Below are 25,576 nucleotides of genomic sequence, written 5' to 3'. Positions count from 1 at the left end.
GTCGATTTAAGAGTTTTTTTTATTACATTTTTTCTAAAGCAATGACATCAGTTTTTCCAATCACAGTCTTTGGTAGTTCCTTGAGAATAACGATTTCTTTAGGAACAGCATAAACGGATATATTATCTTTAATTGCTTGCTTAATTTCAGCTTCTTCAAGAATACTATTTTCATCATTCCAAACAATAAATAATTTAACGACATTACCCTTTTCATCATCAGTTTTTGATACTGCACATACTTCACTGATTTGCTCATAATCCATCAAGAAGTTTTCAATTTCACCTGGTAGTACTGGAATACCCAATACTTTGATGATACGTTTTAACCTTTGTTTAAAATGAATATAGCCATTCTCATCAATGTAACCCAAGTCGCCAGTCTTTACCCAAATTTTATTATTGTATTTAAAGAAAGTTGCTTGACTAGCTTTAGTATCATTTAAATAACCGTTCATATTGGTTGGACCACTCACAATAATTTCGCCATCTTGATTTATATCTAATATTTCTTCTGATTCTAAAGCTTTTATAGCGATTTCGATACCTGGAAGTGCTTTTCCAACCGATAAAGGATTATGTTCTTTTAGTGTATTGACACAGCAAACAGTCACAACTTCTGTTAAACCATAGCCTTCCAATAATCTTGCAGGAGATTGATTCTTCATCATTTGTTCATCAAAACGTTTCTTCAAGTCCATACTGACGTAATCTCCACCAATAAAAGCCTGTTTGACATGTTTCATTTTTTCAGAATTAAAAGCTGCTTGTTTTAACAAACTTTCAAATAGGGAAGGTACACCTATTAAAAAGTTAATTTGATTCTTAGCTATTAAGTTAACTGCTTCCTTAGCATTAAATTTAGGCATCAATGTATTCACACCACCATTAATGAGCATAGCATGAATACCCATACACAACCCAAAACCATGAAACATAGGAAGTACAGCAAGCATATGTAAATTTTCAAAATCATCAATATCCATAATATAAGAAGTTTGGTCAGCTAAATAATTTATGGCTTGATGAGACAACTCTATGGTTTTTGGTTGTCCAGAAGTACCCCCACTATGAAGATATACTGCAGTGGACATAGGATTTATATTGCTGACATTTACAACTTGTTTAATATACAAGTCACTAAACTTTCTAACTTGTAAATTTTGAGGGATTTTAAGTTTTTTTCGATTAATTAGCTTATATATAGTTTTCATGACTACATTGAATTCTGTCATTGGATTCACTAAGAAAATATTAATTTCTTGGTCTTCCAATAAATCCTTGTAATGATCAAAAAAAGTATCAAGTATAACCAAAGTTTTACTCTTTGTTTCAAGCATATATTTCTTCATTTGAATTACAGGAGTCACTGGATGAACCATATGACATTTTAAACCCAATTTAGAACTTGCATAAAAACCAAAAACTGCCTCAAAAACATTTGGCATGGCAAAGGTTATAGAATCTCCTTTACTTAATCCATATTCAGATAAACCAGTAGCTAAATAATCAATCTTACGCATAAGTTCATCATATGAAAGATACTTTCCTCTAAATAGCAAAGCGTTTCTATGACCATACTTTGAAGCTGATTTTGATAATGTTTGATATAACGTTAAATCTACTTTCATTTCTATCTCTCCTTAGAATCTATATCCAAATAAGTATGCAAATCCAAGAACCAAAACTAAGACTAATGGTTGATGTAAAACATAAATATAGAGTGAATAGCGACCTGCTATTCTAAAAATATTGTTTTCCTTCATTTCAACTTGTGGTATTAATGATACCCTATTTTGGTAAAAGATTTTTCCAATGACTGTACCAATCAATATAATACCTAAGTAAGGTAATATTCCAAAATGGTCAGCACCAAAAGAATTGATACCAATGATGATTTTAGGAAGTGTTTGCAATGATAAGCTTATTGAATAAACGTTAAATAAGTCATAAATAATTGACAAAGTAATAATCAACATACCAATGAATAATATAATAATCTCACTTTTTATGAATTTCCTTATCAACGCAGTGATTAAGGTATTAACTGCAAACATATGAATAACACCAAAAATAATGAGAACTCCAAAGCCTAAAGCTTGATCAATCAAATATGTCACCAAAGTGATTATCAATGCAACAGCTAACATTTTACCACCACGCTTAAAATTATCTTTACTAAAGGTAAAACTAATCCCAGAAATAAGTAAAAATAAAAGCACAAAGAATTCTCTACCAAAGAACCTTAACGTAGAATTCCAATATAATCTAGCAAAATCATTGAGCCAGTTAAACAATGGATGATTCACATCATAAAAATTGGAAAAATAACCAGGCAGATAAGCAAAATCATACATGATATGATCAAAGACCATCATAATAATAGCTAATCCTCTTAAAAAATCTAATTCCCATATCCGTTTTTTATTTGTCATATAGTTAGTCTCTTTCTACAAAAATAAGTATAGGTATTATTAAAAAAGCTGTCCAAGAATAAGCCCATCCATTAAGAAAATAACCTAATGAGAAGAATATCGCAATAGAAATAAAGGGCATTATATAATAAAATTTAAAATGATTAGGTGACTGATCTAAAATCTCATAAGCAGGAAAAATTAGGAAAATCATCCATGCATATGCCCAAGCATTAAAAACTATTCCTAAGACTACATAGATGACACTTAAAGCAATGAATAAAGCCAAATCAATAATATTATCTTTTTTAAATTTAATGATACTATCTTCTCCCATAGCTACCATTGCAATTAAGGGAACTGCTAAACCAATAAAAGATAAACTCCATAAAGGTGTGAAAAATGGAGTAACAATACCAACGATTAAAGCTACAGATAAAGATCCTTCACATATAAATAATCGTTTTCTATTTTCTTCTTCTAAGCAAGCCAACATAGGTACTATTAGAAAGATAACCCATAATCTGGACCATAAATGGAATTGGCTTCCAAGAATAATATATATAGATATGGTTAGAAAAGGACTTAGGGTGTATAGCAAAAATTTTAATGATCTTTTCTTATATCTTGAAAAAACGCCTATCACTGGTAATAACATAAAAATCAACCAAGTCGGATGCCATAATCCAAAATAAAAGCCAACAAAGAAATAACTGGTAATTATGATAAAAGGAATTAAAGCTAAGAAACCTAAAGAAATATCATCATGAAAAACCGAGAAAATCAATAAAATAATAGGTACAGCTATAAAAACAAGCCAACCAGGATGCCATAAATCAAAAAAGAATCCTAAAGATAAATATAGAACTATACTAATAAAAGGGGCAAAAGCAATGATAGTCGATATCTCTCTATTTGTATCTTCTTTAAGTTTTAAATCATAGGTTTTAATCAGTTTTTCTGTCACAACTCCGACATCATCAACACTATTAGGGTTTTTTTCAATTTTCTTTTGATAATCACTTAAAATTTGATTTAGAAGTTTATCACTAATATCATGATCTAAAAGTCTCTCTTTTAGTTGCTCTAAGAATAAATCCATGTGACCTCCTTAATGGTGATGGTGATGATGATTATTTTCTACATTAATATTTGAGCAGTCTTCACCAACGCATTCTAGTCCTTCAAATTCGATTTGAATCGTAGCGTGATCAATCCCTAAGTCGTGAAGCTTATAATGAATTTCTCTTTGAATTTTAATTATACTTTGATCTTCTTGCCCTGACTTAAGTGTAACATGTAAGGTAATAATTGGTATGGACCCCTCTAAAGTCCAATAATGAACATGGTGAATATCAACCACATCATCAATTTGCACAAGCGAATTTTTAATTTGGGATATTTTTGGAGATTTTGGAGCTTTCTCTAAAAACACTTCTAAGATACTTTTTAAATTTCTAGCAACGTGAATGATAATATATATACTAAATAATAAAGATAAAATAGTATCAATAATAGGTATATTAAAAATATTAATGAGTAAGGCCGCTATTAATAAAGCAACCCATCCAAAAACATCTTCTAGCAAATGTAATGAAATCACTTTTTCATTGATACTATGTCCTTTTGAAGCATTAAAAGCAGCCAAACCATTTACTATAACACCAATGACAGCAAATACAATTAATAACTCAGGATTCATAAGATCTTGAGGATTAAATAGCCTTTCTATGGCCCTATAAATGATTAAGGTTGATCCAACTATCAATATAATAGATGAAATCAATCCTCCTAACAAAGAAAACCGATAATAACCATAAGTGTATTTATAATCAGGTTTTTGCTTTGATTTTTTTTCGAGAATTATAGCAACACCTATTGAAATAGAATCACCCAAATCATGAACCGCATCACTTAACAAAGCAATTGAACCGGTAATTAGTCCACCAAAAAATTCAAAAACTGTAAAAATGAAATTAAGAATAAAAGATAAAAACATTCTTTTTTCAGATTTCATAGGCCTATTTTTTGACATTTGACAACCTCCATATATAGGGTTGATTTAAACGTTCGTGTTCATCTACTTCTACAACAGCAACTATTGCAAAGAATATAACCATAAAGTGAGGCATAAAATATACGTTATCAACCATTCCATGTATATTTGCTCCAAGCAAAATAATCAATAATATTGATTTTTTTAAATTGATTTTTCTTAAAAATAATTTGCTTACCACAATAATTTGCCAAAGTAATGATATCATCCCCACTAGACCTAAAGATGCCAAAGTGTGCATAAATGTATTATGATAAAAACCAAAATAGTCACCTTCAACCCTAGCAAATAATCCTGCCCCCACTAAAGGATATTCAAGAAATTTATGGTAAGCTTGAATCCAAAGTTCAACTCTACCATTACCTTCTTTAAAATCCAAATCCTTAAATCTCTCAAATAGAGGTAAAAAGAAATCAGTTCTCACTATAAAGACAGTCACTAATATAATTAAAGTTATAAGAATATATAAAGTAATATACAATTTGTTTTTTTGTCCGTGATATAAATAATAAATTAATAACGGCATCAAAGCAATAAAAGATAAAACACCGCCTCTTGACAAGGTAAAGATTAACATGAGGATTTCAAAGGCTAAAACTATTGAAAAGAAAATATATTGAGGTTTGGTTTTCACATAATAGATTGTGGCAGATATAAACATTATTAAATATGTTGCTGCAAAATTAGAAATACCCCAACCTAAATTAACCCTGTCAGATCTTAAAGCTTCGGCAATATCTCCTGAATTCATGTAATATATTAGAATTTGTAAAGAAATCATCAAACCTAAAACAACAAACAATTTAATGATATATTCAACCTGATCGCCTTTGATGGTTTGAATAAAGAACACATATAACAAAACATAAAATGATCCAATGACTAAATAAAAAACGAAATTGAGATCCAAAATTTGTGAATTAAAAATGGATAAAGCCATAGCCACAAACATTAATAACATAGGTTTAGTCAAAATGCCTTTAAACCATTCATCCCTAAATCGAATATAATGAATGATAAAACCAATAGCTAAAATAATAGGTAAAGCATATAAAAATATAGGTATACTTTCAAGGCTCCATTCAGTCTGACTAATCATAAATAACATATTAAAGAAATAAGGAAATGCATGAATGGTATTTTTGACAAAAACCAAAACAAAAAAACTGACAAGAACAAAAATACCCATGCCAATAAAATCAAGATGATTAATCCAAATATATAAAGTTATTGAACTTAAAAATAAAAAGTAAAATATACTATTAAAAATCTTATCTGCTCGCATATAAAATCTCTTTCTATATAAGATATTCTACCATATTTTAACACAAAATATTGAAAAAAAACATTTTCATTTGGATATCATGAAAATGTCTTTAACGAGATATTAAATTTTATTCTTCTCTTTGAAAAATCATTCGATTGTAAATGTGTTTAAAACCCATTTTTTCATATAATTTTTTTGCCCTATAATTATCTAAATCAACATGCAAAGAAATATTACCATCACTTAAATTAACTGCATATTCTATAAGTTCAGTACCTAATCCCCTACCCTTGCTATTAGGGTTAGTCCCAATATAAGCTAAGTGATAAGTTGGAATAAAATGGTCAAATCCAGTATGGACAACAATACATACTCCATCAATCGAATCATCTCTTGATGCAATCAGTATAAAGCCTTTATCTATAGCGTTATCCAATGCATCACTAGCTTCTTCTAAAGGATCAGAATAGCGATCCAAGTAATGATCAACATATGATAATATTTCATCCTTTGAAATCTCATTAAAGTTTTCAAGACGAGTCATTTGTAATCTTGTTTTTGCTTGTTCTAATATTATGATATGTTCACCATCTGAAATATCTCCTTGGTTAACTTTTGCAATAAAATGTGCAAGTACTATCGCTTGTTTTTTCTTCAATTTTAAATGTTCAGTTCTAGAAAGTAAGCGATATGCTTGATCCAATAAGTCGGTCGTAATTAAATCTTTATCATAATTCCCTTCTTCTATAGTATAAATTTCAGGCATGGGATTTTGACTTTTCATTGAATCCATTAAATAGCCATTATAAATACTGTCATGATAATCTTTACTATGGGTATAAAAAACACTAGTTGCAGGTTTCTTCATCTTATCTATCATTTCTTCAGCTATTTCTTTATAAGCTAGTTCAGCTAAACCCTTGTGATCTAGTCCTTCAATAGCTCTAAAATCATTTGTCTTGTCCATATGTATATCTATATTTTTTTCAACAGATGACTTTGTTTGATGACTTTGATCGATGACGATAACATGACTTCCTAATGAATTCTTCCATTTTTGGTTCTTATATTGAATCACTTTCAATTTAATATGATATAAATCAGTGAAAAAAGATAATGATTTTAAATAGGGTTTAGATCCTTCTGCCACTATAATTTTTTTATTTTGACTTATGGCAGAATACACTATTCTCTCAACAAAACGGTCTTGTTTTGAACCAGTAGAATTAGCACCTTCCAACTTAAGATAAATTCTTTTTACGCCTAACTTCTTTTCAATATTCCTTGCTCTTAATAATGGTGTTTTTCCAATTTTCTTCATTTAATTGACCTCCTAAAAAAAAATGATGACCAAAGTCATCATTTCCATTATAACATATTTGTGAGCCAATTTAAAGGTGCCCATTTATAGCAATCTTTTTTGATCTTGCAAAGATCTGATGTGGCTAACATCCTGAGACACTTCTAAAACTCCTTGATATTGTCCTTGTTGATCTCTAAGCGCATAATACGTGATGTAAAGAAACACACCCCTTATTTCAATCCAAAATTCAGCTGAATCTCTACGGTTATTTCTAAAATCTTCAACTATTTCTTCAACGATATGAACAGATTTTGGCGGATGACAATGTTTAACGAGTCTACCAATAACTGAAGGATTTCTAGGAAAATGTCTTTCCTTTCTATTATTAAAATATGTGACCTTATCATCTTTATCAACAAATGTAATATCAATAGGGATTTTGTTTAATATAAGTGATAATTCTAGCTGACTTAATTGACCAGTGATTGACTTATAGACAAATTGATTTTCATCTATGGTAGGTATATTTACTTTTATTTTACTTTGTTCACCCATAAATACAAAACCATAATCTATACATTCATTATATAAAGCATTTAACTCTGCTTCTGTGTGCAGTTCTTCAAGTAAAGGCATAATTATTAATCTTTCTTTTTGGTTAATTCCAAAAACCAAATAATAATATGCACCTATTTTTTCAATAATTAAACGTTCATCAACAAGATCTTTTTCTAGTAATTTAATCAAGTCTTTAATTTGACTTCTAGCATCATCATGTAAACTCCATAAAACTTCAAAGGGTTTTGTTGAAGGTAGTTTATGTTCTAACTGAGGAAAAATAATATTTTCAAATTTAATAAATTTTAATTCAAATTCTAAACACTTTTTAAAACCCTCTAACAATTCATCTTTATATTTTTTTATATCTTTACTCTTATAGTACTCTTTTAAAACATTGAGATGCTCTTCCATTTTTTGGTTTTCATCAAATAATTTTTTTAATAAAATATGATTAAAATCTCTTGAATATTTCTCCAAGCCTTTGTAAAAAACATTCACAAATTTATTGGCTGTTGATTTAATTTCATTGATTGATAAATCGGTTTTATCTCCATAATTATGCAAATAAAACATGTCTAAAGGCGTCATTTCTTCTATATCTTTTTCAAATTCCCTAAAGACTTTTACTTTTTCTTCAGTCCTTGTAGACTCAATCAATCTCTTCATAAATAAATCGATTTTTTTTATTCTATCTTTATTTAGCTTTAATAATTCCATGATCATTTCTCTTTCTATTCAAAAGTACGCGATTGATAAAAACCATTAAATATCCAATCATTAAAATTAATGATATAACAAAGAAGAAATATCCTATGCCTTCTTCTTTGATATTTAAAAAGAAGTATGGATATTTAGATTCATAATCTGTTCCAGCATGGAAACTTCCTCCTAAGAAACCATACAAAAGTACAAAAAGGTAATATAAGAATGGGAAAGTTAACCATAATAAAGCTTGTTTTCTTTGCAAGATACCTTTTTTTCCAAAGATAATTCTCTCAACAACCACCAATATTGGAGTTACAGTATGGACAAGTAAATCAGTAAAAGGATTAACACCAAAAGTCTTAGGATCAATATAAGGTCTTAACATTAAATGGTATACTATCGCTGTCAAGACTATAGCCAAGACTACTTGGTATATAATTGTAATCCATTTTTCTTGATATTTTTTATAATAGAAAATATAAAAAAAGTAAATTAAAAATACTAGTAAATTAGATTGATTGGTAAAATATGTCAAGGGATATAATGAATCATCAGCGTGAACTATAGCCAAAATCACACCTAAGGCACTTGATAAAACAATTAAAAACTTAAAAGCCTGGTGAAAATATAATTTATTCATATCACTTTAGCACCTTTTTAACAATTTTTTCCTTAGCTTTTGAGATTGGAAAATACCTCAATGGTATATCGATTAAATTGGATTTCTTTATCACTGATCTATAATGAGTAAAAGTATCAAAACTAGCTTTCCCATGATATGAACCCATGCCACTATCTCCAACACCACCAAAAGGTAAATAATCGCTGGCAACTTGCATAATGGTATCATTAATACAACCGCCACCAAATTGAACTTCATTAAGAACTTTCTTAATTTCAGTTTTTGATTGAGTAAACAAATATAAGGCTAATGGATGTGGCTTTGATTGAATAAGTTGTATAGCATCATCTAATGATTTATATGTAATGATTGGTAATATAGGACCAAATATCTCTTCTTGCATAACTGGGTCATTCCAAGAAACTTCATCTAGGATGGTTGGCGCTATTTTTAAAGTTTCTTCTTGACTTTGTCCACCGTGAGCTATAGTCATATCAGTCATTAAGTTCTTTAATCTTAAAAAATGCTTTTGATTAATAATTTTTCCTAAGTTTTCATTTTCAAGAGGATTATCGCCATAAAATTCTTTAATATATTTTTTTAAATACCCTATAAATTCTGTTTTTATATCCTGATCTATTATGACATAATCAGGAGCAACACAGGTTTGTCCAACATTAATAAGTTTTCCAAATATAATTCTTTTCGCAGCCAACTCTAATTTAGCTTCTTTGGTTACAATAGTAGGACTTTTTCCGCCCAATTCTAAACTAACTGGAGTTAGGTTTTTTGCAGCTTTTTCCATGACTATTTTTCCTACATTAGTACTTCCTGTAAAGAAAATATAATCGAACTTTTGATTTAATAAATCTTGATTTTCTTCCCTACCACCTTTAACAACAGCAATATAGGATTCATTGAAAACAGCCAGGATTAATTTTTCAATAACATCAGCAGTATTGGAACTGTAGTTACTAGGTTTAAGCACTACGGTATTACCAGCAGCTATAGCACCCGCTAAAGGAGCTAAGCTTAAGTAAATAGGGTAATTCCAAGGACTCATAATCAAAGTCACACCATATGGGTGTGGGGATATAAAACTTTTAGCAGGAAAATTAGTTATTTCTGTTTTTCTTGATTTAGTTTTCATAAATTTCTTGAGATTTTTTAGTAAGTATTTAATTTCTTTTAAAGTAACACCTATTTCAGTTAAATATGCTTCTCCAGAAGATTTATTCAAGTCTTTTAATAGGGCTTCTTTGATTTGATCTTCATGAAGAAGAATTGATTCATAGAGTAAGTTTAATGCTCTTTTTCTAAATTCATAGGGCTTACTTACATGAGTCATATAAAAGGTTCTTTGATTTTCAACAATATTTTTTATCAATTTACTCACCTCACCAATATTATAACATTAAGTTTTTTTCTAAACAATAAGATTAAAAAAGGAAGAAAAGTATCTTCTTCCTATATTTTTTTAGATTTTTTTGATCTTATCGCTATTCTTGGATCAACAAAAGCAAGAGTAACATCAGAAATTAAAGAAAATATCATAATTACACCTACAAGCAATACCGCAACAGGAACAGCAATTTGTGTATTCACATAAATGGAATTGTTTGCACCACCAAAACTTATTAAGGCATTGAAGAATAAATTAGCCAATCCATTGATATTATAGGTGTATTCAATCACAAATGACATATTAATTACATAAACAAATAAAGGCACAATTTCTGGCAACATTACCACCATGCTATCCTTAATACCATGTCTAATAAAGGCTTGTTTTTTTGTTAGTCCTTTTGCTCTTAATAATAAATACTGAGGCGATTGCATTGAATCCAAAATCTCACCTCTAACTGTTTGAGCAATTTTACCCATAGGTCCCAAAGATAGAGCTAATACAGGAATAAAAAAACCCAAGAATTTTCTATATAAACTTGCGTTTTGAAAAGGTTCTTGTGGAGGAAACCACTTTAAATGATATCCAAATAATAAGATTAAAAAGAATATGAGAACAAATCCAGGTATCGAATTAAATAACATAGAAAACAAAGAAATTAAATAATCCGCAGTTTTATTCTTATAATATGCAGCGACAACTCCTAAGCTTACCCCACCAAAGAAATAGAAAACAAAAGCAATCACGTTATATTTTAAGGATACCTTTGCTTTTTCTAAAACTAAATCCCAAATAGGAGTATAATACTTATCTTCACCCCAATCCCATCTACTAACGATATTATCGAGATAAATTTTATAGTCATTCCATGCAATCTTAAAATCTTCACTTACTGGGTGTGGCAAGGACCAAATTTGTAACATTGATACTCTAGTAAGGATAAAAACTGTGGTCATAATAACAAACAAAGCAAGAATAACTAAGATGATTCTTTTGATAATATACCAAACCATAATTCAACTCTTATAAATTCTTACTGATGTCTGAAATTGCAATTGCACCATCACTCACGGCAGTCACAACTTGTCTTAATATTGTATCTCTGATGTCACCAATTGCATATACACCTTTTATTGAACTCTCACAGTTTTGATTTGTTTTTATCCAGCCCTGGGGAGTTTGATCTAGACCATCACCTAAATAATCTATATTAGGATTATAACCTACTGCTATAAAAATCCCTTCTACAGAAATAATTTTTTCTTCATTACTTTTATTGTTATAAATTAATGCTCTTTCTACAAAATCTTCACCTTGTATCTCTTTTAATTCATGATTCCATAATATTTCAACATTTTCGATTTTAAATAATCTATCTTGAAGTGATTTTACTGCTCTTAACTCATCTCTTCGATGTACTAAATATACTTTGTTTACCATTCTTGATAGGTACAAGGCATCTTCAACAGCAACATCACCGCCACCAACAACCATTACATTCTTATTTTTATATATAAAACCATCACAAGTAGCACAATTAGATACACCACGACCAAAAAGTCTTTCTTCACCTTCACAACCAAGTTTTCTTGGAGAAGCTCCAGTAGCTATCACAATATTTTTTGTCTTGTAAGTATGCTTATTTGTGACTACAGTTTTAAGTTCTTCTTTGAACTCTACTTCTCTGACTTCTTCACTTTGTATTTCTATATCTAAGGCATGAACATGATTCAACATCATATCTGACATTTCTAGGCCGGTAACACGCCCAACACCTAAGTAATTTTCTAATTCAAATGTATTGGCTATGCCTCCACCAGGTAGAAATTTTTCAAGAATAACAAAATTTAACATGGCTCTTTTAGCATATATTGCTGCACTCAATCCACCAGGTCCAGCACCAATAATAACAACATCTAGTATATTTTCCATATGGTCCCCCTATTGTTTCCATAAATATTGTATCATAAAATTGTTTTATCTCAATAGGAAAGAAAAAACCATAGAAAAACTATGGTTTTATGACTTTGACATACTTATAGAAATAATAGTGTTTAGTAACAAATATCAAAATAATCAATCCTCTAACAAGGATACTATCTACTAGTATAAAACTTAAAGCCAACATTATATCAACAAATAATAACAAGGCCCATTTTCGCTCTCTTGTCATTGATCTATCCTGGATAAATCCTTCAATATATAAGTGATAAATTCTAGTAGATATAAACCATTGATGAAACTTATTTGATGACTTAGAGTATAAGTAAGTTGTCAGTAGTAAAAAGGGCACCGTCGGTAAAACAGGTAAAATAACTCCCAAAGTACCTAAGGCTAATGATATACTCCCTAAACTAAGATAAAGAATTCTCAAGATTCATTCACCAATCTTTTTTCACCTTCTAAATCCCTAATAGGTTTTATATCTTGTGTAATTTCTAAAGTACCTAGGTATTGTCCTAACTTATCTCTTACTGCAAAATAACGAATATAAACAAACATGTTTTTTATCTGAATATAAAAATCTTCATGGTCCTTTTTCCCAGTTCTAAAACTCTCGATGATATCTTCAACGATATGAACCGATTTTGGAGGATGACATAAAGAAACATGTCTTCCAATAATTGTCACAGGACGATTAAAAATTCGTTCTTTTCCTTGAGTGAAATATTTAACATGACCATCTTTATCTACAAAAGTCATATCTAAAGGCAATGTATTAAGGATTGAATTTAATTCAATTTGTGATAAATGCCCAGCATCAAACTTAATTTCACCCTGAACTGTATCTTCCTCTTCCTGTTTTACTTCCTTCACAGCCCATGACTCTTTAGGTTTTTCTAGGAAATATCCTATTTCATCACTTGCCTTGTCTGCCATAATCCAATCATAAAAAGTCATGATATCACTTAATTTAGGTAATAGAATATTCTCTTCTTTCATTACCATGTCTTTGACTCGTTCTAAAACATTTAAAATCTTCTTCTCAATGACTTGATAATTAGATGATTTGTCATCTAATAAAGATTTAACTTCCTTGAGATCTGCTCTAATTTCATCATCTACACCCCACATAACCTTAGGTATAGATGTAATACCTTTTTTCTCCAATGCAGGGAAAAATAAATTTTCTTTTCTTTCATAATGTTTACTAATTTCCATTAGTCTTTCGAAACCTATTCTTAACATCAGGAAGGAGTTGGGATCTGTTTTACCTAGATAGGCTTGTATTTCTTCCTCAATTAATTGCAATATTCTATGATTCTCATCAGAAAAAACTTTAGCAGGATGTCCAGGTATTTTCATCATTGATTTCGGCTTATGAATATCTGTAATCGACCCATCAAACACTGCTGCATGGACATCACAAAGGCTTTGTACTTCATCCATACTCATACCTTCATCCATTAAAGCTTGTTCTAATTTAACGATTTCATCTGTAGATATTTCTTGAAAATCTTTCTTAAATAAGACTTTAGCCTCTTCTAAAGGCATGCCTTGGTGGATTTTTTTAATTAAGTCTTTTAATTTAACTTGTCTTTCTAAAGTTTGGTTATTTATAAATTCACTCATTTTATTCACCTCGATATAAGTATAAATGAGTAATACAATTTTGACTGTGATTTAAATCACATAATGTAATATATATTGATTCTTATTGACACTCAATATTTTTTCGTTTTGTAATACAGATAGATATCTAGAAAGCGTTTCTCTTCTAACATTAATAATGTTTGCCAATACTGTCTTAGAAAATGGCAGGTCAATGTACATTTTCTTGTTATTAATGTAACCAAATTTATTGGCTAAGTTCGATAAGATTAATATAATTTTTTCTTTGATATCTGTATTGGCTGATATGGATAGTTGATTATGAAATAAATTGGATCTTGTGATGGCACAATTCAAACACATTTCTTTAAATTTTTGATTTGATTGATAAGCTTTTAGTACTTCATTTTTTTCCATAGATCTTAGTTCGACCTTAGACAAGGCAGTCGCAGATGCAATGTAAGTCTCTTTATTTTGAAGCAAAGCTAAAAGAGCAATATAATCTCCAGGCCCCAAAACTCCAATAATATACTCATCACCATTTTCGGTATACTTACTCATTTTAATATAACCTTGGTTGATTGAATACACATGTTTTAAGCTTTGTCCTTCAAGAAATAATATTGCCTTATCTTCTAAAACTATCTCTTGAGAATGGATATTCCCATAAATACAATTGGCACAATTTTTCTTCATATGTTTATTATATATGATATACTCTTATTTTTGAAATAAGTTTCCTTATTAATTATCTATGATAAAATAGTATTGGGGGATGGTCTTTATGAAAATATGCGTTATTCAAAATAAAGTATATGAAAGTATTGAAGAAAATATTAAGAATTTACTTACTCTTGAAAATGAATTATCAAAAACATCTTATGATTTTATTGTATTTCCTGAAATGTTCACAACACCCTATGAATTAAAGTATTTTAAGAATACATCATCAAGAGATAATCGAGAAGTTTTAGCCTATTTAAAAGCTTTAGCAATTAAATATAATACATATGTCATTGGAGGTTCTATTCCAGAAATATCAGAAAACAAAATATATAATTCATCCTTTGTTTATGATAGAAACGGTACTTTAATTTCTAAATACAGAAAAATACATCTATTTTCAGTTGTTTATCCTAATGGTCATTCTTTTTCTGAAAATGAAGTATTGTCTTCTGGAAAAAAGATTGTTACTTTTAATACAGAATTTGGAAAAATGGGCTTAATGATTTGCTTTGACATAAGATTTCCAAGACTTGCTTATCTGCTTCAAAAACAAGATGTTAAAGTTATTTTTGTCCCAGCGGCATTTAATACCTACACTGGACCAATGCACTGGTACACAACCTTTAAAGCAAGAGCTATAGACAATCAATTATTCTTTGTAGGAGCAAGTCCTGCTAGAGATTCATTTGGAACTTATGAACCTTATGGTCATTCCTTAATCGTTAATCCTTTAGGAAAAATCATTAAAGATCTAGATGAAAAACAAGGTATCATTGATACAGAAATTAACTTAGATGATATTGAAAAAGCAAGGAAATCTATACCAATAATAAAAAATCAAGTTGACTTATAGAAAACAAAAATCTCTTAGTTTTTAAGCTAAGAGATTATTTTTCTTTTTATGGTACCGGTAGTCGGACTCGAACCGACACGCTTTTAAGGGCAATGGATTTTGAGTCCATCGTGTCTACCAATTCCACCATACCGGCACGTCAAAGAATATTATACAATATATTGATAAAATATAAAAGTATAATTTAATTAATTTGTTGAAAAAACTTCTTCTCCATCGATAAAAGTTTTAAGGACCTTTATATCTTTTATTTCTTCAGTACTTATATGGTAAATATCTTTATCAATAAGAATGTAATCATTTGAATCTAATTGGTCTTGATAAATGAAATCTAAATTATTGACGGTATATGAATCAAGTGCTTCTTTCAAAGTAAAACATTGATTTTCATTAAGTGATTTCTCATTTGGATATTTGATACTCTTATAAGTCATTGCTGTGTATATATTGTAAAATGGATTAACAGGTTCAATAGGAGCATCCGTTGAAAAACCTAATCTAATCTTATTATACATAGATTTAAACAAATAAACATCATTAGTTCTATAACCCAATCTATCTTCAATAATTTTAATATCAGTATTGATAAAAATAGGTTGAACAATGGCTCCTATATTATATTTTTCCATTAATGGAATTTGATGGCTTCTAGTTAACTGCGCATGAATAATAGCATGAGCGTGTTCATATCTATGACTTATTTTCATTGATTTAGCAATGGTTTGAATAGCTTGCTTAGTCGTTAAATCACCAATGGCGTGTATGGTTGTGTCCATACCATGTATATCCGCCAAATGGATTAAATCAAATAATTCTTCGTCAGTATAGGTAAGTATTCCTTTTTCATTTGGGGAATCACTATAGTCTTCTAATAAAGCAGCAGTTCTTCCACCCAAAGATCCATCAGCTAAAATTTTAAGAGGACCCATTTTAAATTTAGGATGAATTTGCTTTCGAACATAGCCCTTTGCAATAAAGTCTTTTAACTTATCTAAAGGTAGATTCACTTGTTCAGTTATTTTCACTTTCATTAATCCTTGATCGTAAAGTTCTTTTAATACTTCAATAATTTCTTCATAAGAATTTTCAAAAACACAAAAATCATCACTAGCAACTGCAGTAATTCCATTTTTTATTAAAATTTTATCTGCTAAAAGAAAGTATTCCTTTAACAATTCCTTATTAGGTTTTGGTATAACCCTATGGATTAATGACAATGCTTTCTCAGAAAAAATACCTGATTCATAATCAAAATGACCCCCTAGTATTTGCTTCGATTTATCGTGGATATTTGCTAATTCAAGCATTTTATCATTAACTGCAATGACATGCCCACATACTCTTGTGACCATGATGGGAATATCTTTAGAAACTTCATTTAAATCATTTTTGCTTACCATTCTCTTTTCAGAAAACTGGTCTTGATTCCAACCTCTTCCAATAATCATTGGTCTATTAGTATACTTCTTTAATAAATTGATAAGATCCTCAATGGATTGGCATTGAGATAAATCAACAATAGATTCAAAATAACCAATCCCTAACACATGCAAATGTGAATCTATAAAGCCCGGTAGTCTCATAATATCCTCCATATAATAGAAGCCTATAATTTCTTATAGGCTTTTATCTTATTTTAACATATCTTCTGAATATTGATTGGTATAAAGCTTATAATAATATCCTTTTCTATCAATCAATTCTTGGTGAGAACCTTCTTCTATCACTTTTCCATTTTCTAAAACTAATATTCGATCGCTTTGTACAATCGTTGATAGTCTATGGGCCACAATAAATGAAGTTCTATTTTCTAGTAATTTGTGTATTGCAATTTGTATAACTTGTTCTGTCTCAGTATCAACTGATGAAGTAGCTTCATCAAGAATTAATATCTTAGGGTCAGATAGAATTGCTCTTGCAAAAGAAACCAATTGTTTTTGTCCTACAGATAGTCTAGAACCACCTTCACCACATTCAGTATCATAAGCCTTTTCAAACTTCATAATAAATTCATGAGCTTCGACAGCTTTGGCAGCTTGGATTACTTCCTCATCTGTTGCATCTAATTTACCATATCTAATGTTTTCCATAACAGATCCACTAAATAAATGCGGAGTTTGTAAAACATAACCTAAATTAGAATGTAACCATCCTAAAGACCGTTCTTTATAATCTTTACCATCAATCAATATTTGACCAGACGTCGGTTCATAAAATCTTGATATTAAGTTAATAATTGTTGTCTTACCTGCACCCGTGTGTCCAACTAGAGCAATGGTTTCGCCGGCTTTAACCTGCAAATTAAAATCAGTTAAAACCTTTTCACCAACATTATATTTAAAATCGACATTTCTAAACTCAACATCACCTAATAAAGGCTCAAAATTCTCTAAATTATAATCAAAAACAGTTCCATATTTCTCAATAACTTCATCAGTATCTTTAATTTCTAACTCAGTTTCAATTAATGAAACAATTCGTTCTGCTGAGGCTTGTGCTTGTTGGAATCTTGCATAAATATTAGCAACATTATTAACTGGTTCAAAAAACTGCCATACATAGTTTGTAAATAAATATAATGTACCTATTTCTAAAGCTGTCGATGAATCCATACTAACCATGTTACCACCAACCAAATAGACTAATGATACACCAATGGATATGATAAATAACATTGATGGAAAATACAAGCCTTGTAAAATGTGTGCTTTAATTGATTGTTGGCGCATATCAGCTGTTAATTGATCAAATTCATCATAATTTTCTGCTTCTAGCACAAGTGTTTTTGTAGTAATTGCACCAGTAATTCCTTCATTAAAAGCTCCTGTGATTTTTGAATTCACTTTACGAATTGAGCGATATGCTTTAAGAATGTATTTTCTAAAAAATATCGACACTAATACTAAAGCTGGTAATACTGCCAAAACAGTTAAAGCTAACTTAAAATTAATCACAAACATAAAAACTGTAAGGATAATAATCAAAAATAATCCCCATGCTAAGTCAATAAAACCCCAGGATAATATTTCACTTAGGTTTCTTGAGTCAGAAGTCATTCTCGCCATAATCCAACCAACTCTGGTCCTATCATAATATGAGAATGGTAACTCTTGTAAATGCTTAAATGCTTTTTTTCTTATGTTGAATGCTAACTCTGTTTGTATTTTTCCTGCAAAAATAATAAACAAATAAACTGAAACAGCTTGTAATATCATAAAACCAATAAAGAATATAATTAAAATGTTGATCTTTGATAAGTCAGGACTTCCACCATTTTCAACTATATTAATATTAGGTCTAATTAAATCATCGATAGCAAATTTAGTAATATAGGGGTAAACCACATCAGCAGTTGCTAGTAAAGCAACTGTCACTAAAGCTAGTATGACATATTTTTTAAGTGGTTTCATTAATGAAAAAATCTTTTTCCATACATCCCAGTCTATTTTTTTTGAGGAGAAATGTTCTTCATCGCGTAATTGATCTTGCATCATAAACCCCCTCTATTTCAATCGAAAATCAATCTTAGATTGAATTTCCCAAATTCTTTTATATGAACCTTCCCTTAGGACAAGTTCTTCATGTGATCCAGATTCGATAATTTTACCATCTTCAATCACGATAATTTTATCAGCTTCTGCAGCAGTAGTTATACGATGAGTAATAATAAAGACTGTTGAATCTTTCCATTCTTGTTTTAATGCTCTTCTAATTTGAATATCAGTTACTGTATCCACAGCTGATAAACTATCATCAAAAACCAAAATTGGTTTTGGATTAATTAACATTCTTGCAATAGCAACCCTTTGTTTTTGACCACCTGATAAAGTAACCCCGCGTTCACCAACTAAAGTTCGATATCCTTCTTCAAAGTTTACAATATCTTCATGGACTTGAGCGATTCTAGCCACACGCTCTACCCTTTCAGGAGAACTTGATTTATCAGCAATCTTAATATTCTCTTCTACAGATCTAGAGAATAAGAAAGGTTCTTGTAAAATAAAACCAATGTTTTTTCTTAAATGATGTTTTTCAATATCTTTCACTTCTACATCATCGATGAAAATATGTCCTTTTTGATAATCAAGCAACCTTACAAGTAAATTAATTAATGTTGATTTACCTGATCCAGTTTTACCAATAATAGCTACAGTTTCTCCCGGATTGACTTTAAAATCAATATCTACAATTTGATCATTTTGTCCATCATCAAATTTAAATGATACATGGTCAAAATGTACTTTTCCTTTAATTTCAGGTTGAACTTTATCTTCTTCACCTTGATATTCACCAGGGTCGGAAATTATTTTATCCAAACGTGATACACTGACAATTGCTTTTGAAAAATCGCCAACTATACGACCTAACTGTCTCATAGGCCATATAATATTACCAGCATAAGCTAAGAATGCTGTATACATTCCCAATGAAATAGTTGTTCGTGATGCATAGATAACTCCTACAATAGCAATAACGAAAAATTGAATAAATGATAAAAAGTCAGTCACTGACCAAAAGATAGACATTTTCTTTACTAACTCAAAATCAGAATCAGTGAAAGTCCTAGATAAATTATCAAATTTTTTAACTTCGTAAGCTTCGTTCGCAAAAGCTTTTACCACTCTAGCTCCAGATACATTTTCTTGAACGTGAGTTGTCATTTTAGCTTCATTTTCTTCAATAACATGAAACATTTTTTCTACTTTTCTAAAATATACAATTGCAATAGCAAACAAAACAGGAGCGATGATTAAGGAAATCAACGTCATGTTAATGTTCATTCTAGACATTTGGTATATTGAAAAACCTACTAGAAAACCTAATCTTCCAATTTCAATGACCTGTTCTGAGATAAATCTTTTGTACATTTCCACATCTGTCGTACATCGTTGAATTAAATCTCCCGTTTCAGCATGGGAATAAAAAGAATAGTCTGCATCTTGTAATTTCTTATATAGTTTATTTCTTAAATTATATGCGGTTCTTTCAGAAAAAAAACCAGTCATATATCTTCTTGTGAATATAAATACACTTCTAATAAGTGCTGTTAAAACGATTAATCCAGCAGCCAATAACAATTGTTTCATGACTGTATCGGCAATCAATAAATTCGCTAAAATTATTGGCAGTTCAGACGGATTATCACTTCCATCTAAAACAACATCAATTATATGTTGGCCAAATAACGGCACCAAAGTTCTTAAATAAGATTCAAGAAGCAAGATGATAAATATAGGGATTAAAAAATATCCGTATTTTCCCATCCATTTTGCCATTAATTTTAAGTACTTACCAATATGTCGTTTAGGATTTTTTATTGTCTCTTCCATTTATGCTCCTCCTAAAGAACAATCTTTACATTTTCTTAATAATTTTCATTCCCAATAGTTTCATTCCATCATTTAAGATGTGACGCACTATTGAAATTAAGTATAATTTTGTGTTTCTTTCTAATAAATCATCTACCATTACTTTTTCTTTAGCATAGTAACTGTTAAAGTAACTTGCTAAAGATAATAAATATTTTGCGAGCACTGAAGGCGCATAGTCTTCTTTTGCTTTCAATAAAATATCTTGATACTCATCAATAGACTTAATTAACTCAAAACTAGCCTCGTTTGCATATAAATCAAAGTCAATTGAGTTAATATCCATAATATTTTCATCTAAAATAGATGAAATTCTAACCGATGTATACTGCAAATATGGTCCAGTTTGTCCAACAAAATTAACCATATCTTCTAGGTTAAAATCAATATCATTTGATCTGAAATTTTTCAAATCATTAAATATAATTGCAGATACGCCAACAGCTTGTGCTATTTCTTCTTTGTTTTCTAAACTAGGATTTTTTTCATTCATATAATTTAATGATAGATTTCTTGCTTCTTCTAAAACATCAATTAACTTAACAATTTTTCCCTTGCGTGTAGACATTTTTTTTCCATCTTGCAATACCAATCCAAAATTAATATGATGAATATCTTCATAAAAAGAATAACCCATTTTTTTAACAACTTCTTGCAATTGAGTAAAATGAAGTTTTTGCTCATTGCCAACCACATATAGTACTTCATCAAAATGATAAGTGTTTTTTCTGTAAAATAAAGCAGCTAAATCCCTTGTAATATATAAAGTAGATCCATCACTTTTTTGTATTAAAGCAGGCGGTAAATCATCATCTAAGGATACAATCATTGCCCCTTGGTCTTTAACCAATAAGTTCTTTTCTTTAAGTTCGTCTACAATAGTCTGCATTTTATCGTTATAAAAAGCTTCGCCATCATAAGAATCAAATTCAACACCTAATATTTTATAGACTTTCATATACTCCTCAAGAGATACTTGTCTAAAATGTTTCCATAAGGAAACGTATTCAGGATTATTTAACTCAAGTTCTTTAAATATTTCCCTTGCTTTATCTTCAATTTCAGGATTTTCTTTAGCTAACTCATGAAAATCAACATACAATTTCATAAGTTCTTCAATTGGATTTTTATCTACTTTTTCTTTATCACCGAAATTTAAATAAGCATAGATAATCTTACCAAATTGAGTACCAAAATCACCTAAATGATTTATTCTAACAACCTTATAATTCAGCTTTTCAAGAATATTTCCAATAGCATTCCCTATGACCGTTGAACGTAAATGTCCTACTGAAAAAGGTTTGGCAATATTAGGCGAGGAATAATCAATGACAATTGTTTTTCCTAGACCAATAAGACTTTCTCCATAATTTTTGGCTGACTGGTACTCTTTGATAACTGCTTGTGCAAAATATACTTGATTGAGTCTAATATTAATAAAACCAGACACTGAATTAATTTCAGCGAGAAACGAACTTATAGTCAGCAATTGAAGTTGGTCTTGAATGATTTTAACAATCTCTGGCAAAGGTCTTCTTAAAGCCTTTACAACTGAAAAGACAGGAACTGATAAATCACCTAAATTTGGATTTTTTGGCTTTTCAACACCGATTTCTATTTTTGTTTGAAATTCATTATATATAAAAAATTCTAACTCACTTTTTATACTTTCTTTAATTTGATTAATCATGTGGACCTCCTATAACATAATAATTTTATCATAAACTAAATGCTTTTAATATTCTTTTTTCACGAGAATCTCTAATTCATGATATTTTTCATTTAATTTATTTTCTAATTCTAACAATAACTGATTTTCAAAATCATACTTATCTATATTACTGTATATTTCTTCTTCAAACAGTTTTTGTTTTTGGTCTATAATAAGAGTTTCTAAATGAGATATCTCTTCTTCAAGTTTTTCTAATGATTGTTCAATTGAAACTCTTTTAATTTTGTTAACTGGCTTAATTTCCTTTGTTTGATTTATGCTTTTTTGACCAATATAATCAGTGTAATTTCCATGATATACTTCTATGTGATTTGAAATAGAAATAATTTTAGTAGCTACCTTATTAATGAAATATCTATCATGTGAAATAAAGATAATAGGTCCCTCATAATCTTCAAAAACATCTTCAATAATATTTTTAGTATCTATATCTAGATGGTTAGTGGGTTCATCCAATATTAACAAATCAGGTTCTTCAAGCATAAGAAATAATAAATGAAGTTTAACCAATTCACCACCACTTAAAACCGAAATAGTTTTATAAGCATCTTCTTGAACAAACATCACTCTAGCTAGATCAGATCTTACTTCAGTTAATGTTTTTGTAGGGTAATATTGATGAACAGTTTCTAATAAAGTCAATGTTGGATTAAACTTTGATAAATTTTGATCAAAATATCCAATTTTCATATGCTTATGAAAAATAACTTGTCCATAAATGGGTTCTATCATAGACATAATAGTCTTGATTAATGTTGTTTTTCCAGAACCATTGGGTCCAATAATTCCAACTTTATCAAATCCACGCATTTTAAAATTGATATTTTTTAAAATTGCTTGATCATAACCAATACTCAAGTTCTTTAATTCAATAATGTTTATTTTTGTTGGTCTTTTGGTATTAAAATTAATATGTACCCTAGCATTAGATTTGCTTGGTGCTTCTATCCTATCAATTCTATTTAATTTTTTGATTCTATCTTGAGCGGACTTGGCTTTGGTCGCTTTATATCTAAATCTATCAACAAAACTTTGAAGATGCAGTATTTCCTTCTGTTGTTTTTGATACTTTTTCATCAACAACTCGTAGCGTTTGACTTTTTCCTCTTCATATTCATCATAATTACCATGATAAGTTTCAATTGTATTTTGATCTATTTCAATAATTTTTTTACATACTTTATTAATAAAATACTTATCATGAGTAATGACAAAGACTGCTTTGTTATAGGCCTTTAGATAATCTTCAAGCCATTCAATAATTTCTATATCCATATGATTGGTAGGCTCATCCAATAATAATATATCTGGTTCAATCATTAATAACTTTGCAAAAGCAATTCTAGTTTTTTCACCGCCTGAAAATGTTTTAATTTGGCGGTTATATTGTTCTTTTTTAAAACCAAAATGACTTAAAAGAGTATCTATCTTAATCAAATAATCATAGCCACCCTTATGTTGAAACTCGTCCTCAACTCTTGCATAATGATTCATCAGTCTTTCTGAATGATCCTTTTCCATGACTTGTGTAATTTCATGAAGTTTCTTTTCTAAATCTATAACTTCCTTAAATACGGTCACAACTTCTTCATACAAGGTGTGATTTTCATCTTCAATAATGTTCTGGGAAAGATAACCTATTTTTGTTTGTCCATGAATAAAAACCTCTCCTTGATCCGGCGAAATTTCTTTTAATATAATCTTGAATAATGTTGATTTTCCAGTACCATTTCTTCCGATTAAAGCAACTTTTTCATTTTGATTAATATCTAAAGATATACGATCAAACAATAAATCACCAGCAAAGGATTTAGATACTTGGTTAACTCTTAATAAACTCATAATAAACCTCTTAAAATAAAAAGAAACAGATTACTCTGTTTCTTAGTTCATCAAACTACTGATTCCTAAACCAATAAAATAGATACCTATTAATAACAGTATCACAGCAAATACTCTTGTAAGAATTATGGCCTTTGGGTTTGGTTGGCTAGATGACTTATATTTCAGTTCTTGTAAGGCTCTAATGGTTTTCTCTGTATTAAATAAAAATTTATATGCTATAAACACAAAAAACAAACCAAAGAGAATGGTGAAGATTCCAGGAATAATCATCCTATTCCTCATCCTTTACAACATTTAAGTTCTTTTCATCTAACACTTCAGGATTGGCTAAAATTCTATTGAGTTCTTTTAATGATAAGCTGTTATATAGACCATCACATATTCTTTCATCAACAACAATGCCTAAGGGCATAAGTTTTTTAATGCCAATTTCATTACTGTTTGGATTGATGACAACAGGTTGAAAAGTCTCTTTACCCATTGAGACAAAGGCTCCAGTTGTACCAAAATTATAAATATGATGTTGTACAGGGCTCATTTTAATTGATCTAGAATTAACTAAAAATACAGAAGTGTGGAAGGGAGAGGCTTGAAGAATAGATTTTGGTAACATTCCGTGTTTATCTAACCACATAAAGAATCGTACAGTATATTTAATGATAAAATTAGGTCCTTTGGTAAATAATTCAGCTAACTTATCAACAGTGTTTCTTTTTTGAACACCAGAATTTTCTTTTACTGTTTTATGGACTTGTTCTATAACATCATAAATTGACTCAGTCCCATCAAATGTTAGTTTTATAACGGTTTCTTCAGCGCTATCCACTAATCTTTTTTTCATTGTTAAACATAATTGGATATTGTTTCGTTTATATAGTCTTCCATTGACTACAAAACGATTTAGTTTTGGTCTTAAAGAATAGACCCTAACAAAAGCAGAAATAATAATATCCATATAATCTAATTTGACGTTTTCTTCACGCCTTTTATTAAGTATATATGAATCTAATTTAGAACAATCAATATCTTCAAATTTAGCAACCAGTGCATCATTCCGATTAAACATGATGTGCGGTACTATTTTCATAAAAGGATCAATTCTTTTTATTTTTTTTCCATCGCTACGAAATCCAAACATTTTTCCCTCACTTTTTACTCATATCATTT

At 29.5% G+C, this 25,576-nt stretch carries 22 protein-coding genes and 1 tRNA gene; 1 reads left to right on the top strand and 22 read right to left on the bottom strand.

The window, feature by feature from the left end; genetic code table 11:
• Window positions 1–22: 22 nt before the first annotated feature.
• From HF295_RS00905 to HF295_RS00840, 14 genes are all read right to left on the bottom strand, one after another.
• Window positions 23–1,630 carry a class I adenylate-forming enzyme family protein gene (locus HF295_RS00905; protein ID WP_312031963.1) on the bottom strand — a complete coding sequence of 536 codons (1,608 nt, stop codon included), beginning with the start codon at window positions 1,628–1,630 and terminating at the stop codon, window positions 23–25.
• A gap of 12 nt (window positions 1,631–1,642) precedes the next feature.
• The gene (locus HF295_RS00900) at window positions 1,643–2,434 is read right to left on the bottom strand and encodes a heparan-alpha-glucosaminide N-acetyltransferase domain-containing protein (RefSeq protein ID WP_312031962.1); all 792 of its coding nucleotides are present in this window, start codon (window positions 2,432–2,434) and stop codon (window positions 1,643–1,645) included.
• 4 nt (window positions 2,435–2,438) lie between these two features.
• Window positions 2,439–3,515, bottom strand: a complete 1,077-nt coding sequence (locus HF295_RS00895; protein ID WP_312031961.1) for a hypothetical protein — start codon at window positions 3,513–3,515, stop codon at window positions 2,439–2,441.
• A 9-nt stretch (window positions 3,516–3,524) separates the two neighbouring features.
• Entirely contained in the window at window positions 3,525–4,448 is a 924-nt protein-coding gene (locus tag HF295_RS00890; protein ID WP_312031960.1) for a cation diffusion facilitator family transporter, read from the bottom strand.
• Window positions 4,435–5,754, bottom strand: coding sequence for an O-antigen ligase family protein (locus HF295_RS00885; RefSeq protein WP_312031959.1), 1,320 nt, complete (start codon window positions 5,752–5,754; stop codon window positions 4,435–4,437). Before HF295_RS00885 ends, HF295_RS00890 begins: the two co-directional genes overlap by 14 nt.
• Window positions 5,755–5,863: 109 nt before the next feature.
• Entirely contained in the window at window positions 5,864–7,057 is a 1,194-nt protein-coding gene (locus tag HF295_RS00880) for a pyridoxal-phosphate dependent enzyme (protein ID WP_312031958.1), read from the bottom strand.
• 84 nt (window positions 7,058–7,141) lie between these two features.
• Window positions 7,142–8,317 (bottom strand): PAS domain-containing protein, encoded by a 1,176-nt coding sequence (locus HF295_RS00875; RefSeq protein ID WP_312031957.1) that lies wholly within the window; start codon window positions 8,315–8,317, stop codon window positions 7,142–7,144.
• Window positions 8,295–8,945, bottom strand: coding sequence for a Pr6Pr family membrane protein (locus tag HF295_RS00870; protein WP_312031956.1), 651 nt, complete (start codon window positions 8,943–8,945; stop codon window positions 8,295–8,297). The genes HF295_RS00875 and HF295_RS00870 overlap by 23 nt, the downstream gene beginning before the upstream one ends.
• A gap of 1 nt (window position 8,946) precedes the next feature.
• Window positions 8,947–10,275: an aldehyde dehydrogenase gene (locus HF295_RS00865; RefSeq protein WP_376739676.1), complete on the bottom strand. Its 1,329-nt coding sequence runs from the start codon at window positions 10,273–10,275 to the stop codon at window positions 8,947–8,949.
• Window positions 10,276–10,394: 119 nt separating this feature from the next.
• Window positions 10,395–11,345, bottom strand: coding sequence for an ABC transporter permease (locus tag HF295_RS00860; protein ID WP_312031954.1), 951 nt, complete (start codon window positions 11,343–11,345; stop codon window positions 10,395–10,397).
• Window positions 11,346–11,355: 10 nt separating this feature from the next.
• Window positions 11,356–12,264, bottom strand: a complete 909-nt coding sequence (trxB, locus tag HF295_RS00855) for a thioredoxin-disulfide reductase (protein WP_312031953.1) — start codon at window positions 12,262–12,264, stop codon at window positions 11,356–11,358.
• A 79-nt stretch (window positions 12,265–12,343) separates the two neighbouring features.
• The gene (locus tag HF295_RS00850; protein ID WP_312031952.1) at window positions 12,344–12,706 is read right to left on the bottom strand and encodes a YbaN family protein; all 363 of its coding nucleotides are present in this window, start codon (window positions 12,704–12,706) and stop codon (window positions 12,344–12,346) included.
• Complete coding sequence (locus tag HF295_RS00845; protein WP_312031951.1) at window positions 12,703–13,905, bottom strand: DUF438 domain-containing protein; 1,203 nt, start codon at window positions 13,903–13,905, stop codon at window positions 12,703–12,705. The genes HF295_RS00850 and HF295_RS00845 overlap by 4 nt, the downstream gene beginning before the upstream one ends.
• A 51-nt stretch (window positions 13,906–13,956) precedes the next feature.
• On the bottom strand, window positions 13,957–14,580 hold the full coding sequence (locus HF295_RS00840; protein WP_312031950.1) for a Crp/Fnr family transcriptional regulator: 624 nt from the start codon (window positions 14,578–14,580) through the stop codon (window positions 13,957–13,959).
• A gap of 88 nt (window positions 14,581–14,668) precedes the next feature.
• Here HF295_RS00840 and HF295_RS00835 point away from each other — a divergent pair, with 88 nt between their 5' ends.
• A complete protein-coding gene (locus HF295_RS00835; protein WP_312031949.1) occupies window positions 14,669–15,463 on the top strand; it encodes a carbon-nitrogen hydrolase family protein in 795 nt (264 codons plus the stop codon).
• Between the two features lie 49 nt (window positions 15,464–15,512).
• On the opposite strand, the gene HF295_RS00830 is transcribed toward HF295_RS00835, so the two are convergent.
• The 8 genes from HF295_RS00830 to HF295_RS00795 form a co-directional block, all read right to left on the bottom strand.
• Window positions 15,513–15,599 (bottom strand) — tRNA-Leu (locus HF295_RS00830).
• 52 nt (window positions 15,600–15,651) lie between these two features.
• Window positions 15,652–17,046 carry an amidohydrolase gene (locus HF295_RS00825; protein ID WP_312031948.1) on the bottom strand — a complete coding sequence of 465 codons (1,395 nt, stop codon included), beginning with the start codon at window positions 17,044–17,046 and terminating at the stop codon, window positions 15,652–15,654.
• A gap of 48 nt (window positions 17,047–17,094) precedes the next feature.
• Window positions 17,095–18,954 carry an ABC transporter ATP-binding protein gene (locus HF295_RS00820; RefSeq protein ID WP_312031947.1) on the bottom strand — a complete coding sequence of 620 codons (1,860 nt, stop codon included), beginning with the start codon at window positions 18,952–18,954 and terminating at the stop codon, window positions 17,095–17,097.
• A 12-nt stretch (window positions 18,955–18,966) separates the two neighbouring features.
• Window positions 18,967–20,793, bottom strand: a complete 1,827-nt coding sequence (locus tag HF295_RS00815) for an ABC transporter ATP-binding protein (protein WP_312031946.1) — start codon at window positions 20,791–20,793, stop codon at window positions 18,967–18,969.
• A gap of 25 nt (window positions 20,794–20,818) precedes the next feature.
• On the bottom strand, window positions 20,819–22,522 hold the full coding sequence (gene argS, locus HF295_RS00810; RefSeq protein ID WP_312031945.1) for an arginine--tRNA ligase: 1,704 nt from the start codon (window positions 22,520–22,522) through the stop codon (window positions 20,819–20,821).
• Between the two features lie 45 nt (window positions 22,523–22,567).
• Entirely contained in the window at window positions 22,568–24,406 is a 1,839-nt protein-coding gene (locus HF295_RS00805) for an ABC-F family ATP-binding cassette domain-containing protein (protein WP_312031944.1), read from the bottom strand.
• A 42-nt stretch (window positions 24,407–24,448) separates the two neighbouring features.
• Entirely contained in the window at window positions 24,449–24,679 is a 231-nt protein-coding gene (locus HF295_RS00800) for a DUF6199 family natural product biosynthesis protein (RefSeq protein WP_312031943.1), read from the bottom strand.
• A gap of 1 nt (window position 24,680) precedes the next feature.
• Window positions 24,681–25,547, bottom strand: coding sequence for a hypothetical protein (locus HF295_RS00795; RefSeq protein WP_312031942.1), 867 nt, complete (start codon window positions 25,545–25,547; stop codon window positions 24,681–24,683).
• Window positions 25,548–25,576 lie beyond the last annotated feature (29 nt).

Source organism: Hujiaoplasma nucleasis (assembly GCF_013745115.1).
GTDB lineage: Bacteria > Bacillota_I > Bacilli_A > Izemoplasmatales > Hujiaoplasmataceae > Hujiaoplasma > Hujiaoplasma nucleasis.
This window is presented reverse-complemented; position numbering and strand designations above follow the sequence as displayed.